Here is a 13,281-nt window from a genome sequence, read left to right as displayed (position 1 = left end):
GAGAGTGAGAAAGTCGCCGTGCCGGCATCGAGGCCGGGCCTTGCGGCGATGCGCCAGTATATTCGGCGCAAGGTGCCGCTCCCTACAGACGAATGCCGGTTGCCTCACAGACACAGCAATTTCACGGAAATTCGGGCCGTCACGCGCCGGTCGGCGGCGCGCTGTTCACAAATTGGCCAATCCCGCTATGATGCGCGCCCCTCCAAGCCCTGACCCTGCCCTGACATGAAGACCCTGCTGATCGTCGGCGCCGATCTCGATCGCACCGAAACCTGGATCCGCTACGAGAAAAGCATGTGCCACGCATGCGTTTCCAGCTGCTGCACCATGCCGGTGGAAGCCCGCCTGAGCGACCTGATCCGCATGGAGCTGGTGGACGAATTCGAGCGCGGCGAGCCGTTGAAGAACATCGCCAAGCGGCTGATGAAGGACGGGGTGGTGGAGCGCTTCAACCAGAAGACCGGGCTCTTCACCCTGACGCGGATGAGCAACAACGACTGCTACTTCCTCAACCGCAAGACGCGCCTGTGCACCATCTACGACAAGCGCCCGGAAACCTGCCGCAACCACCCGAAGATCGGCCCCCGCCCCGGCTACTGCGCCTTCAAGCCGATCGAGGCCTGATCGCCCTCGCCCCAGGCGGGGCTCCTGCAGCCCGGGCTTCCGCCCGGGAACGCGCGGCGGCTGAAGGTCAGCCCTTGCCCAGCACCTTCTTCACCAGGCTCACGCCCATCAGCACCACGGCGCCGGCGAGGATGCCGACCACGCCGTTGACCAGGGTCGGGACGGCCACGCCAACGGCCCCGGCGGCCTCGGCCAGGTGGTGGATCGGCTCATGGGTAGCGGGAATGCCGTGGGTGAGGATGCCGCCACCGACCAGGAACATCGCGGCGGTACCGATCACCGAGAGTGCCTTCATCATGTACGGCGCGGCCCGCAGGATGCCGCGACCGATGGCCTGGGCCGTCGCGCTGGCCTTGCGCACCAGGTAGAAACCGAGGTCGTCGAGTTTGACGATGCCGGCCACCAGGCCGTAGACACCGGCGGTCATGATCGCGGCGATGCCCACCAGCACCGCGACCTGCACGGCGAAGCTGGACTCGCTGACGGTGCCGAGGGTGATGGCGATGATTTCGGCCGAGAGGATGAAGTCGGTGCGGATGGCCCCCTTGATCTTCTCTTTCTCGAAAGTCACCAGGTCGACGTCGCTCTTGGCCAGGGCGTCAACGTGTTCGGCATGGGCCTTCTCGTCGTCTTCGGCGCTGTGCAGCCACTTGTGGGCGAGCTTCTCGAAGCCTTCGAAGCAGAGGTAGGCGCCGCCCACCATCAGCAGCGGGGTCACCAGCCAGGGAGCGACGGCGCTGATCAGCAACGCGGCCGGCACCAGGATGGCCTTGTTCACCGCCGAGCCCTTGGCCACGGCCCACACCACCGGCAACTCACGCTCGGCCTGCACGCCGGAAACCTGCTGGGCATTGAGGGCGAGATCGTCTCCCAGCACGCCGGCAGTCTTCTTCGCGGCGACCTTGGTCATGAGGGAAACGTCGTCGAGCACGCTGGCGATGTCGTCGATCAGGGTGAGCAGGCTGGCTCCGGCCATGGGGGAATCCTTCGTCGGTTGGGGCGGTGAAACGCTGGGGCGGCATGATGCAACAGCGCCCTGCCCCATTCCATGCACGGGATGGAAAAACCGACAAAAAAGACGCCCTCACCGCTCATGGAAGAGCGGCGCGATCGGACGAGGGGGTGAAACGAAACGGCCCGCGTCATCCGACACGGGCCGCTGGGGGTCAGCCCCGGGTGCTGGGCGGGCCGCTCTTGAGCGGCACCTCATCGCCCTCACGGGCCACCTCCACCGGGGCGGGCGCCTTGGGCTTTGGCTTGATCAGGCTGAAGTCGATCAGCGACTTGGGCTGGTCCGGGTTGCCGATCAGCCGCGGGCGCTCCTTGAACGCGGCATTCACCACGCTGCGACTGGGGTCGAAGGTGTCGAAGCGCAGGCCCGCCAGGTCCGCCCAGGTGTAGATCAGCGCACTGCTGCTCAGCGGACGCGACTCGACGCCGGCCACTTGCTGCGGGTGGTCACGCTTCCACTTCGGGCTGGTCCAGACCATGAAGGGGATGGTGTACATGGGCGAGGTGGGCGCCGCCTCGTTGCGCCCCAGCACCGTGGGGTGCTCGGGGTCGAACACCGCCTCACCGTGGTCGGACAGGTAGAGCAGGAAGCCGTTGGGGTCGGTGGCCTTGAAGCGCTCGATCAGGGTGGAGACCACGTGGTCGTTGAACAGCACGGCGTTGTCGTAGCTGTTGTAGGTGGGCAGCTGGTCGTCGGTGACGTTCGGCGGCACGCCCTGGCGGTCGGTGAAGCGCTCGAACGCTTCCGGGTAGCGGTACTGGTAGCTCATGTGGGTACCCAGCAGGTGCACCACGATGAACTTGCGCGGGGCGTCCTCGGCCAGGACCTTGGAGAACGGCTCGAAGACATCGTCGTCGTACTGGCGGGCGTTCTGGTTGCGGTTGTTGTTCAGGTAGAACTGCTCGTCCGCCTGCTTGGAGAAGGTGGTGAGCATGGTGTTGCGCTTGGTCAGGGTCTGCTGGTTGGTGATCCAGTAGGTCTTGTAACCGGCCTGCTTCATCACGTTGACGATGGAAGGCGTGGACAGGTAGGCGTCGGGGTGCTGCTCGTCGGCGAAGGTCAGTACCTGCTGCAGCGCCTCGATGGTGTAGGGGCGCGGGGTGACGACGTTGTCGAACACCTGCAGCTCGTTGCGCAGGCGGTCGAGGTTGGGCGTGGTGGCGCGAGGGTAGCCGTACAGGCTCATGCGCTGGCGGTTGGTGGACTCGCCGATGACCAGCACCAGGGTGGCCGGCGCGTTGCCGAGGCTGTCCTTCAGGCCCGGCAGGGTGGCGACGGCGCGGTTGCCTTCCAGCAGGTCCTGCATGTTCGACAGTTGCTGGCGGTACTGGCGGTAGCCCACGGCCAGTTGCCAGGGCACGGCCGGTTCCAGGCGCTTGTCGATGGCGTCCATGGCTTCGGCCATGTTGGCGTTCACCACCATCTGCCGGGTCACCGGGTAGCCCAGCAGGGCGATGCCCAGCACCAGGCTGGCCACCCAGGCGGTACGCCGGGGCAGGTAGATCGGCCGCAGACCGCGCCACAGCAGCCAGGCCACGCCGGCGTAGGCCAGCACCACCAGCGGGATCCACCAGGCGAGGTACTGGGTCAGGTACTCGCTGGCCTCGGCGGTGTTGGACTCGAACATGATGAAGATGACGCTCTGGGAGAACTCCTGGCCGTACACCAGGAAGTAGAAGAACGCCGGCAGGGAGGCGAGCCACAGGAGCACGCCGATGACGCCGGCGATCAGCCGGGTACGGGCGGGGAACAGCAGCACCGGGATCAGCCACAGACCGCTCAGCAGGAAGGCCTGGCGGAAGCCGGTGAAACCACTGGTGCCGGTGGCGAGGATCAGGGTCTGGGTGAGGCCTGAGAACAGCCAGAAGTACAGGAACAACCGGCCAATGCCGGCCCAGTCGACCTTTCCGCGCTTCCCTGCAACCTGTGCTTGCGACATACAGACTCCCCAGTTCGAGCTTCGGATGCCGACAGGGTCGGCGCTATCCGAAGGGACTGTGCCGAACCCCCTGTGAAAACTTCGTCAAAGCAAAGTCCCACGTCCGACACAACGTAGATGACATCAATTCGCCATATAACTGACATGGTTAACGGACGCTATGGCGAAAATGCCGACTTGACCAACGGCCTCGCACAAGAAGTCGAAGCCGGCTATAACGCTCCAGGCGACCTCTCGCCCTTCGCTGCACGTCCTTTCGTCGCCTTCCCTGACTGCACCAATTTGGGTCACCCCAGCGAAACCCTTGTCGCACTAGGATTTAAGCAGGACTTAAGTTCTTTGAATTGACTCGATATCAATAAATTCTCTTCGAACATCTTTGATATTCGAAATCACCCGTCTATATCTAAGCGCTCATCGCCCTGGCCCGGGCCACCCACCGGGCCAGCGCGGTGTCTCGCTCCGCTCTCACCCCCACAAGGCCGCCGGAGCAACACGGAGTCACCCTCCGTTTCCCAACAAAAAAGGAGAACCACGCCATGCAAAGGAAACTGTTCCAGCACTCGTTGATCGTGGCTGCCCTGGCCACCCCCGCGATGGGATTCGCGGCGGAACTGATCGACGTATCCACCCTCCCCACCCCGCGCTCCGGCCTGGCCGGTGGCGACATCCGCGCCGCCCTCGGCGTGGCGGACGATGACCTGGTCAAGGAATCGAGCACCCGCCTGCCCAGCGGCACGCAGGTCACCCGCTACCAGCAGTACTACAAGGGCGTCCGCGTCTGGGGCGAAGCCATCACCGAGGCCGCCACCGGCAGCCAGCCCCGGCGCGCCGGGCGACTGGTGGCCGGCATCGAGCAGGACCTGGTGCGCGACGCCACCCCGACCCTCAGCGCCGAGCAGGCCCTGCAGCAGGCCCGCAGCCTGGTGAACACCAGCCAGCCGGTGAGCAACGAGCAGAGCGAACTGGTGGTGCGCCTGAACGAGCAGAAGCAGGCCCAGCTGGCCTATGTGGTCTCGTTCTTCGTCGGCGGGCCGGAGCCGTCGCGGCCCCATGTGATGATCGAGGCCAACACCGGCGAGGTGCTGCGCCGCTGGGAGGGCCTGGCCCACGCCGAAGCCACCGGCCCGGGTGGCAACACCAAGACCGGCCGCTACCTGTACGGCACCCAGTACGGCCCGCTGATCGTCAATGACCGCTGCGAGATGAACAGCGGCGACGTGATCACCGTGAACCTCGGCAACAGCACCAGCAACACCAGCACCAAGCCCTTCCGCTTCGCCTGCCCGTACAACGAGTACAAGCTGACCAACGGCGCCTACTCGCCCCTCAACGACGCCCACTACTTCGGCAACGTGGTGTTCCAGATGTACGGCAACTGGTTCGGCGGCCTGCGCCCGCTGAACGAGAAGAAGCTGTACATGAAGGTCCACTACGGCAACGGCTACGAGAACGCGTTCTGGGACGGCCAGGCGATGACCTTCGGCGACGGCAAGAACCGTTTCTACCCGCTGGTTTCCCTCGACGTGTCGGCCCACGAGGTCAGCCACGGCTTCACCGAGCTGAACTCCGGCCTGGTCTACGAGGGGCAGTCGGGCGGCATGAACGAGGCCTTCTCGGACATGGCCGGCGAGGCCGCCGAGTACTACATGAAAGGCCAGAACGACTGGAAGGTGGGCGCCGAGATCTTCAAGGGCACCGGCTCACTGCGCTACATGGACCAGCCGAGCCGTGACGGCAGTTCCATCGACAACGCCAGCGACTACTACGACGGCATCGACGTGCACCACGCCAGCGGGGTGTACAACCGGGCCTTCTACCTGCTGGCCCAGTCCACCGGCTGGAACACCCGCAAGGCCTTCGAAGTGTTCGTCGACGCCAACCGCTTCTACTGGACCGAGACCAGCAACTTCGACCAGGGTGCCTGCGGCGTGATCCGCTCAGCGCAGAACCGCAGCCTGCCGACGGCGGATGTGATCAACGCGTTCAAGGCCGTGGGCGTGAGCTGCAAGACAGCGCTGTAACCCCGACCTGACGCATGACCCCGGCGTGCTGGACTACCGGGGTCATGCGTTTTCTCAGACTGAACAAGCACCACCCGCCTAGGCAGATGGCTGCACACTGCCCGCCCCAGCGAGGATGAGCCGCTTGCGATCCCGACGCTTCTTGTTCAGCAGGCTGAGACGCCGCAGCAGATGACGCACTCGCCAGCTCAGCGGCTTGTCGATGGCTGCCAGCAGTTGCGGCACCTCTTCGACGAAGTCGATGTCGTCGGTCTCATCGTGGATGTCCACGAAGCAATCCCGCTCGATGGCCTTCGTATCCTCCAGGGGCAACCCCGCCATCAACCGGTAGAAGGTCCAGAAGCTCTGATTGCCGGTACGCCGGTGGAAGTCCACGGTCGCCTCCAGGGCCTGGCGCGCCCGGGGCCGGTCCGCCGCGGTGATGCGCAGGGCGAACAGCTCGCCGTAGTTCTTGAAGGTGTAGGCACTGCGGCCGTCGCGCCCGAAGAAGCGGGTACCCGCGCCGGCGAAGATCGCCTCGAAGGCCGCCTCGGAGTAATACACATCGCTGTAGAGCACCAGCAGGTCGCCGCGCTGCCACAGCGGGCGGATCGACAGCAGGCTGTCAGCCTTGGTATCCCGGCGCACCGGGCACCAGGCCCGTACCGGCAGACGGGCGAGGGCCTCGTCGGCGGTCAGCAACCAGGGGCACTGCACGCCCCGGGCCTCCAGCATCCTCAGGGTGCGACCCAGGAGGGTCTCGCCACGCACCTTGATCAACTGCTTGGGCACGGACTCCCGGGTCCAGCGCTCACGCTTTACGCCGCTCTCCGCAGCGAGAATCACCACCGTCAGGCCAGTCACTGGCTTGCTTCTCCTTGGCAAGACGCCGGATACCGGCCCCTCACCCTTGCTGCTCAACCCATTGCGCACACGCCACCACCCCGGTGATGGCGAGTGGCCATTCTACCGATGGCGCCCGCTTGAGCATGGGCCTGCGTCACACAAAAGAACGGCCAGGGGGGGGGGCGAGGAAAATCTTCGAAATCCCAGGCACGACCTGGCCACTTGCCACTCAAGTTCTGTCAGAGTATTCCGAAACAAAATGTAGGCCGACGCAACGACGGCCGGACTCCCCTCTCGGATGGAACTGACCTCATGCCGTCGCTGCGTTCTGTCAGCCTGCAGACCAAGATTCTGCTGGCCATCACCCTGGTCAACCTGATCAGCATCGCCACCTTCATCAGCTACGCGCAGTACGTGAAGTCGCTGGACATCCGCGAGCAGATGGACAACCGCCTGCGTGCCGCCGCCCATGCCGTGCCGCGCCTGCTGGGCAACGATTACCTGGAACGCACGCGCACCGCCGACGGCCTGCGCGAGGGCGAGTACCTGCAGCAGGTGCGCAACCTGGGCGAGTACGCCGGCGAGGTGGGCCTGAAGTTCGCCTACACCCTGATGGTCGACGGCAGCGGCCGGGTCTTCTACCTCTCCGACGGCGCCAGCGGCGACGAGATCGCCAGCGACAGCTACGCCAAGCACCTGGAGGAGTACAAGGACGCCAGCCCGGCGGTTATCCAGGCAGCCCGCAGCGGCCAGGCGCAGTTCGACGAATACACCGACAGCTACGGGACCTTCCGCTCCATCTTCCTGCCGATGCGCACTGCCAGCGGCCAGCCCTATGTCGTCGGCGTGGACGTGACCCTGACCAGCCTCGACCAGGCCATCACCGACAGCCTGCACAGCCTGCTGCTGATCGGCAGCGTGACCCTGGGCATCGGCCTGCTGCTGTCCTGGCTGGTGACCCGCATGCTGGTGCACGCCATTCGCGGCCTGACCGGCCAGCTCAACCAGATCGCCCAGAACCGCGACCTCTCCCGCCCGCTGGCCGTCACCAGCGAGGACGAGCTGGGGCAGATGGGCACGCGCCTGTCCGGCCTGCTGCAGGACCTGCGCCAGACCCTTGCCGGCGCCCTCGGCATGGCCGACAGCAACCAGCAATTGGCGGAAACCTTCCTCCGCCGCGCCGACGACATCACCCAGCAGATCCAGCAGGCCGCCCACCAGCTGGCGGACGTGGATCATCACGGCCAGTCCATCCAGCAGGCCGCCGGGCAATCCTCCAACCTGGCCGGCGCGGTGCGCAGCAACCTCGAGCGCACCAGCAGCGAGCTGAGCCGGGCCCACCAGGAGCTGCAGCAGCTGATCGCCGACGTGCACGGCAGCACCTCGTCCAACATCGAACTGGCCACCGACCTCGACGGCCTCAGCCGCGAGGCGGAGCAGATCGGCCAGGTGCTGCAGATGATCGCCGGCATCTCCGAACAGACCAACCTGCTGGCCCTCAACGCCGCCATCGAAGCCGCCCGCGCCGGGGACGCCGGCCGGGGCTTCGCCGTGGTGGCCGACGAGGTGCGCAAGCTGGCGGGCCAGACCAAGAGCGTGTTGAGCGACGCCCACCGGGTGATCGACCAGGTGACCGGCGCCATCCGCCAGATCGCCCAGCGCATGGGCAGTACCGCCGAGCGTTCCCGCGCCCTGGCCGGCAATGCCGACGAAGCGCTGGACGCCCTGGACACCCTGGTGCGCCAGATGGGCGAGGTGAACGCCAACGTCGAGCAGGCCCTGGCCAGCAGCGAACACATCCAGCACGCGGTGGCCGACATGTCCGGCCGCCTGGGGGACATGCGCAGCGCCTTCGAGCACACCCGCCAGGACGTGGACGCCATCAACCATTCCGCCGCCGAACTGGGCGATACGGCCCGCGCCCTGAAGAGCGGGCTGGGCGTGTTCCGCACCTGACACAGGGAAGCTGACCGCTCGCACAACTTTGGTGCAACGCATATACTCCGCGCCCCGCAGGAGAGAGGGGCGCCATGCGCTCCCGCCGAAGGCGCAAACTCCCATAATCGCTCAGGCAGCAGTCACTGCGGATTTCCATGATCGCCAACTGGAGAGCGGCCGCCGGCGAGCGGCCCACCGAAGGGGCAAACGGCACACGCCGTAGAAACTCTCAGGTACACAGGACAGGGGGAGGGGCAGCACAACGCAGGAGTTCTGTGTGCTTACCTCTGTCTACCTGATCGCCATCTGTGCAGAAGCCATGTCCGGCGCCCTCGCTGCCGGTCGCCGCAACATGGACCTGTTCGGCGTCAGCCTCATCGCCTTCCTCACCGCCCTGGGCGGCGGCACCGTCCGCGACATCCTCCTCGGCCACTATCCGGTGAGCTGGACCCAGCACCCCGAGTACATCTTCCTCACCATAGGCGCCGGCCTAATGGCCATACTGCTGTCACGCTTCATGCACCACCTGCGGCAGCTGTTCCTGGTGCTCGATGCCATGGGCCTGATCGCCTTCACGGTGATCGGCTGCAACGTCGCCCTGGGCCTGGACTACGCGCTGCCGGTGGTGGCGATGGCCGGGATCATCACCGGCATCTTTGGCGGCATCCTCCGCGACATCCTCTGCAACCGCACCCCGCAGGTGCTGCGCCAGGAGCTCTACGCCAGCGTCTCCCTGCTGGTCGCCCTGCTCTACCTGGGCCTGCGCCAGCAGGGCGTGAACGAGGACATCAACCTGCTCGCCTCCTTCAGCGTCGGCCTGCTGCTGAGGCTGTCGGCGATCCGCTTCGGCTGGTCGCTGCCGATGTTTTCCTATGCGCCGGGGCGGTGGGAGCACTAGCCCTTTCGGCGCCGCCTCAGCTCTCCTCCGGACCGGGAGAGGACGCGGCGTATCGTGAAGCACGGCGGCGGTGGCTGAGCACCGCAAGAGCGAGTGCAACGGGTACGCCGACAGCCCCGGTAAACAGGGCCGAAAGAAGGCAGGCCATGAGAACGAACTCGATTGCAGACTTGAAAAGCGCCCAACGGGGCTGAGTCAGCCGTACGACCATGAAAGGAAGCAGGATCAGGCTGGCGACGATCAGAGAGCTGACCACCAGCATGGGCATGAGGAAATTGGGAGAGTCCATACAGTCCCTTGCAAATCACGCTGATTGGAAGACCGACGCATACGGTACAGCCAGCGCACAACACCTGGACAGCACCGCGACACACCCAACAAAAAGCCCCCGCCGGAGCGATCCGGCGGGGGCTTTTCAGTTACTGATCGGAGATCAGACCTTGCTGCGCTCGTAGCGCTTGCGGTCGTTCTCGTTCAGCATTTTCTTGCGCAGGCGGATGGACTTCGGCGTCACTTCCACCAGCTCGTCGTCGGCGATGAATTCCAGCGCCTGTTCCAGGGTGAACTTGATCGGCGGAACCAGGGCGATGACTTCGTCCTTGCCGGAAGCGCGCATGTTGTCGAGCTTCTTGCCCTTGGTGGGGTTGATCACTAGGTCGTTGTCGCGGCTGTTGATGCCGCACAGCTGGCCTTCGTAGATCTCGTCGCCCGGGGCGAGGAACAGCTTGCCGCGGCTCTGCAGGGTTTCCAGCGAGTAGGTCAGGGCGGTGCCGGTGGCCATGGAGACCAGTACGCCGTTCTGACGGTTGGTGACTTCGCCGGCCTTGATCGGGCCGTAGTGGCTGAAGGTCGAGGTCAGGATGCCGGTGCCCGAGGTCAGGGTCAGGAAGTTGTTGCGGAAGCCGATCAGGCCACGCGCCGGGATGGTGTATTCCAGGCGTACACGGCCCTTGCCGTCGGGGATCATGTTGGTCAGATCGCCCTTGCGCAGGCCCATCTGCTCCATCACCGAGCCCTGGTGCTGCTCTTCGATGTCGATGGTGACGTTCTCGTAGGGCTCCTGCTTCTCGCCGTCCTTCTCGATGATCACCACTTCCGGACGACCTACGCCCATCTCGAAGCCTTCACGGCGCATGGTTTCGATCAGTACGGACAGGTGCAGCTCACCACGACCGGAGACCTTGAACTTCTCGGCGGAATCGCCCGCTTCGACGCGCAGGGCGACGTTGTGCAGCAGTTCCTTCTCCAGACGGTCCTTGATGTTGCGGCTGGTGACGAACTTGCCTTCCTTGCCGGCGAAGGGCGAGTCGTTGACCTGGAAGGTCATGCTCACGGTGGGCTGGTCGACGGTCAGCGGCGGCAGGGCTTCGACGTTCTGCGGGTCGCACAGGGTGTCGGAGATGAACAGTTCGTCCATGCCGCTGACGCAGACGATGTCACCGGCTTCGGCTTCGGCGACTTCGACGCGCTGCAGGCCGGAGTGACCCATGATCTTCAGGACGCGGCCGTTGCGCTTGCTGCCGTCGTCGCTGACGGCCACCACCGGGGTGTTGGTCTTGATCTTGCCGCGGGCGATGCGGCCGATGCCGATCACGCCGAGGAAGCTGTTGTAGTCCAGCTGGGAGATCTGCATCTGGAACGGGCCTTCGGTGTCCACCACCGGGGCCGGGACGTGGTCGATGATCGCCTGGAACAGGGCGTCCATGTTGTCGTCCATCTTCTCGTGGTCGAGGCCGGCGATGCCGTTCAGGGCGCTGGCGTAGACAATCGGGAAGTCGAGCTGCTCGTCGGTGGCGCCGAGGTTGTCGAACAGGTCGAAGATCTGGTCGATGACCCAGTCGGGACGCGCGCCCGGACGGTCGATCTTGTTGACCACGACGATCGGACGCAGGCCGGCCTTGAAGGCTTTCTGGGTCACGAAGCGGGTCTGCGGCATGGGGCCGTCCTGGGCGTCGACCACCAGCAGCACGGAGTCCACCATGGACATCACGCGCTCCACCTCGCCACCGAAGTCGGCGTGGCCGGGGGTGTCGACGATGTTGATGTTGTAGCCGTTCCACTTGATGGCGGTGTTCTTCGCCAGGATGGTGATGCCGCGCTCTTTCTCCTGGTCGTTGGAGTCCATCACGCGCTCGGATTCCGCTTCTTTGCGGTCGAGGGTGCCAGAGAGCTTCAGCAGTTTGTCTACCAGGGTGGTCTTGCCATGGTCGACGTGGGCGATGATGGCGATGTTGCGCAGTTTTTCGATCACGGGTGTATCTCGATCAGGGGATTCGGTGTGCCGCTGAGTCTAGGCGGCCTGTATGAAGATCAGTCGATTCGGCGCGGCCGCCGGTCGGGGGGGCGGTGACGGATGCTGCCGCCGTAGAGCCCGGGCTGCTTAAGCCGGGCGATAAACGCGCACATTCGTATGCCCCTCGCTGAGCAGGTGGTGAGCGTGGAGGCGGCTCATGACGCCCTTGTCGCAATACAGGAGGTACTGGCGGTTGGCGTCCAGGTCCTTGAAGCGGCTGTTGATCGCGTAGAAGGGCAGCGTTTGCACGTCGATGCCTTCCAGCGCCAGCGGCTCGTCTTCCTGGGCGTCGGGGTGGCGGATGTCGAGGATGATCTGCCCCGGCAGGGCCTCGCGCACTTCCTCCACCTGCAGGTCCTGGCCCATCTCGTCGATCACGCGGTCGATGGCCACCAGGCGGGCGCGCTCCAGGGCGCGCTCCAGCACGGCCATGTCGAACTGCTCTTCCTCGTGCTCGATGCGGCCCGGCTTGGCGCGAGTGGTGGGGTTCACCGAGATCACGCCGCAGTACTCGGGCATGTGCTTGGCGAACTCGGCGGTGCCGATGCGGGTGGCGGTGTCGATGATGTCCTGCTTGTGGCTGGCGATCAGCGGACGCAGTACCAGCATGTCGGTGGCCGAGTCGATCACCGAGAGATTGGGCAGAGTCTGGCTGGACACCTGGGAGATGGCCTCGCCGGTCACCAGGGCATCGATGTGCAGCTTCTTCGCCATGTGGGTGGCGGCGCGCAGCATCATGCGCTTGAGCACCACGCCCATCTGGCTGTTGTCGACCTTGCCGAGGATCTCGCCGACCACTTCCTCGAAGGGCACGCTGATGAACAGCACTCGCTGGGAACGGCCGTACTTCTCCCACAGGTAGTGGGCCACTTCCATCACGCCCACTTCATGGGCACGGCCGCCGAGGTTGAAGAAGCAGAAGTGAGTCATCAGGCCGCGGCGCATCATCTGGAAGGCGGCGACGGTGGAGTCGAAACCACCGGACATCAGCACCAGGGTCTGCTCCAGGGAGCCCAGCGGGTAGCCGCCGAGGCCTTCGTGCTGGTGGTGGATGACGAACAGGCGCTGGTCTCGCACTTCCATCCGCACTTCCACTTCCGGGTTTTTCAGCGAGATGCCGGCGGCACCGCACTCGCGACGCAGGCGGCTGCCGACGTGGCGCTCCAGTTCCATGGAGCTGAAGCTGTGCTTGCCGGCACGCTTGCAGCGCACGGCGAAGATCTTGCCGGGCAGCTGGTCGGCGTAGTGCAGCTTGCACTTCTCGAAGACGTCGTCGAAATCACCCAGCGGGTATTCGTTGATTTCCAGGAAATGGGTGATGCCCGGCGTGCAGCTCAGGCGCTCGATCATCTCGGCCAGCAGCTTGGGCTCGGTGCACTGGGTCACCAGCTCCAGGTTGTCCCAGACGCCAGACACCTCGACATCCGGGTCGAGGTCGCGCAGCACGGACCGGATGTTCTTCGCGAGCTGGCGGATGAAGTGCTTGCGCACCGGCCGGCTCTTGATGGTGATTTCTGGGAAGACCTTGATGATGAGTTTCATGGAAAAACTGCGCCCGCAAAGGCGACGGAAAAAGAGGGGCGCGGATTATAGCGGAAATTGTTCAAGCTTTGACCAAAATCAATCACGCACCACAATCGAGCACCAATACGGTGCACGACACATCAAACTGGCACGTTTATGGTGCGCAAAACTGTGCACAAACCGGCCGCAGTCCCCGGCCCGCCT

General features: G+C 64.9%; 10 protein-coding genes and 2 riboswitches. Of the genes, 4 read left to right on the top strand and 6 right to left on the bottom strand.

All coding sequences use genetic code 11. From position 1 onward, the window contains the following. The first annotated feature begins 225 nt into the window (after positions 1–225). Positions 226–624 carry a YkgJ family cysteine cluster protein gene (locus tag FBY21_RS22065; protein ID WP_142013676.1) on the top strand — a complete coding sequence of 133 codons (399 nt, stop codon included), beginning with the start codon at positions 226–228 and terminating at the stop codon, positions 622–624. A gap of 67 nt (positions 625–691) precedes the next feature. On the opposite strand, the gene FBY21_RS22060 is transcribed toward FBY21_RS22065, so the two are convergent. Together FBY21_RS22060 and cptA are read right to left on the bottom strand one after the other, a co-directional pair. After that, positions 692–1,600 carry a DUF808 domain-containing protein gene (locus FBY21_RS22060; protein WP_142013673.1) on the bottom strand — a complete coding sequence of 303 codons (909 nt, stop codon included), beginning with the start codon at positions 1,598–1,600 and terminating at the stop codon, positions 692–694. 190 nt (positions 1,601–1,790) lie between these two features. Then, positions 1,791–3,575 (bottom strand): phosphoethanolamine transferase CptA, encoded by a 1,785-nt coding sequence (gene cptA, locus FBY21_RS22055; RefSeq protein WP_142013671.1) that lies wholly within the window; start codon positions 3,573–3,575, stop codon positions 1,791–1,793. A 539-nt stretch (positions 3,576–4,114) separates the two neighbouring features. Between cptA and FBY21_RS22050 the strand changes: the two genes are divergently transcribed. Then, positions 4,115–5,599, top strand: a complete 1,485-nt coding sequence (locus FBY21_RS22050; RefSeq protein ID WP_142013669.1) for a M4 family metallopeptidase — start codon at positions 4,115–4,117, stop codon at positions 5,597–5,599. Between the two features lie 78 nt (positions 5,600–5,677). Here the strand turns inward: FBY21_RS22050 and FBY21_RS22045 are convergent, their stop codons facing one another. Beyond that, positions 5,678–6,442 carry a hypothetical protein gene (locus tag FBY21_RS22045; protein WP_142013667.1) on the bottom strand — a complete coding sequence of 255 codons (765 nt, stop codon included), beginning with the start codon at positions 6,440–6,442 and terminating at the stop codon, positions 5,678–5,680. Positions 6,443–6,736: 294 nt separating this feature from the next. Here FBY21_RS22045 and FBY21_RS22040 point away from each other — a divergent pair, with 294 nt between their 5' ends. Beyond that, positions 6,737–8,380: a methyl-accepting chemotaxis protein gene (locus FBY21_RS22040; RefSeq protein WP_044405434.1), complete on the top strand. Its 1,644-nt coding sequence runs from the start codon at positions 6,737–6,739 to the stop codon at positions 8,378–8,380. Positions 8,381–8,427: 47 nt separating this feature from the next. Beyond that, a riboswitch (glycine riboswitch) is annotated at positions 8,428–8,518 on the top strand. Beyond that, positions 8,519–8,618: riboswitch (glycine riboswitch) on the top strand. 21 nt (positions 8,619–8,639) lie between these two features. Then, positions 8,640–9,260 carry a trimeric intracellular cation channel family protein gene (locus FBY21_RS22035; RefSeq protein ID WP_142013665.1) on the top strand — a complete coding sequence of 207 codons (621 nt, stop codon included), beginning with the start codon at positions 8,640–8,642 and terminating at the stop codon, positions 9,258–9,260. A gap of 16 nt (positions 9,261–9,276) precedes the next feature. On the opposite strand, the gene FBY21_RS22030 is transcribed toward FBY21_RS22035, so the two are convergent. The 3 genes from FBY21_RS22030 to thiI form a co-directional block, all read right to left on the bottom strand. Beyond that, complete coding sequence (locus tag FBY21_RS22030; RefSeq protein ID WP_107330419.1) at positions 9,277–9,549, bottom strand: hypothetical protein; 273 nt, start codon at positions 9,547–9,549, stop codon at positions 9,277–9,279. A gap of 144 nt (positions 9,550–9,693) precedes the next feature. Continuing rightward, positions 9,694–11,511 (bottom strand): translational GTPase TypA, encoded by a 1,818-nt coding sequence (typA, locus tag FBY21_RS22025; protein WP_044405428.1) that lies wholly within the window; start codon positions 11,509–11,511, stop codon positions 9,694–9,696. Positions 11,512–11,640: 129 nt separating this feature from the next. Further along, positions 11,641–13,095, bottom strand: a complete 1,455-nt coding sequence (gene thiI, locus FBY21_RS22020; RefSeq protein WP_044405426.1) for a tRNA uracil 4-sulfurtransferase ThiI — start codon at positions 13,093–13,095, stop codon at positions 11,641–11,643. Positions 13,096–13,281: the final 186 nt, after the last annotated feature.

The organism is Pseudomonas sp. SLBN-26, assembly GCF_006715895.1.
GTDB lineage: Bacteria > Pseudomonadota > Gammaproteobacteria > Pseudomonadales > Pseudomonadaceae > Metapseudomonas > Metapseudomonas otitidis.
The sequence above is the reverse complement of the archived record's forward strand: the minus strand, read 5'-3'. Positions and strand labels throughout refer to the sequence as shown.

Bases quoted from the DNA above. Each gene is read 5' to 3' on its own strand.
- FBY21_RS22065 (WP_142013676.1), top strand. From the start codon at position 226: ATGAAGACCCTGCTGATCGTCGGCGCCGATCTCGATCGCACCGAAACC.
- FBY21_RS22060 (WP_142013673.1), bottom strand. From the start codon at position 1,600: ATGGCCGGAGCCAGCCTGCTCACCCTGATCGACGACATCGCCAGCGTG.
- cptA (WP_142013671.1), bottom strand. From the start codon at position 3,575: ATGTCGCAAGCACAGGTTGCAGGGAAGCGCGGAAAGGTCGACTGGGCC.
- FBY21_RS22050 (WP_142013669.1), top strand. From the start codon at position 4,115: ATGCAAAGGAAACTGTTCCAGCACTCGTTGATCGTGGCTGCCCTGGCC.
- FBY21_RS22040 (WP_044405434.1), top strand. From the start codon at position 6,737: ATGCCGTCGCTGCGTTCTGTCAGCCTGCAGACCAAGATTCTGCTGGCC.
- FBY21_RS22030 (WP_107330419.1), bottom strand. From the start codon at position 9,549: ATGGACTCTCCCAATTTCCTCATGCCCATGCTGGTGGTCAGCTCTCTG.
- thiI (WP_044405426.1), bottom strand. From the start codon at position 13,095: ATGAAACTCATCATCAAGGTCTTCCCAGAAATCACCATCAAGAGCCGG.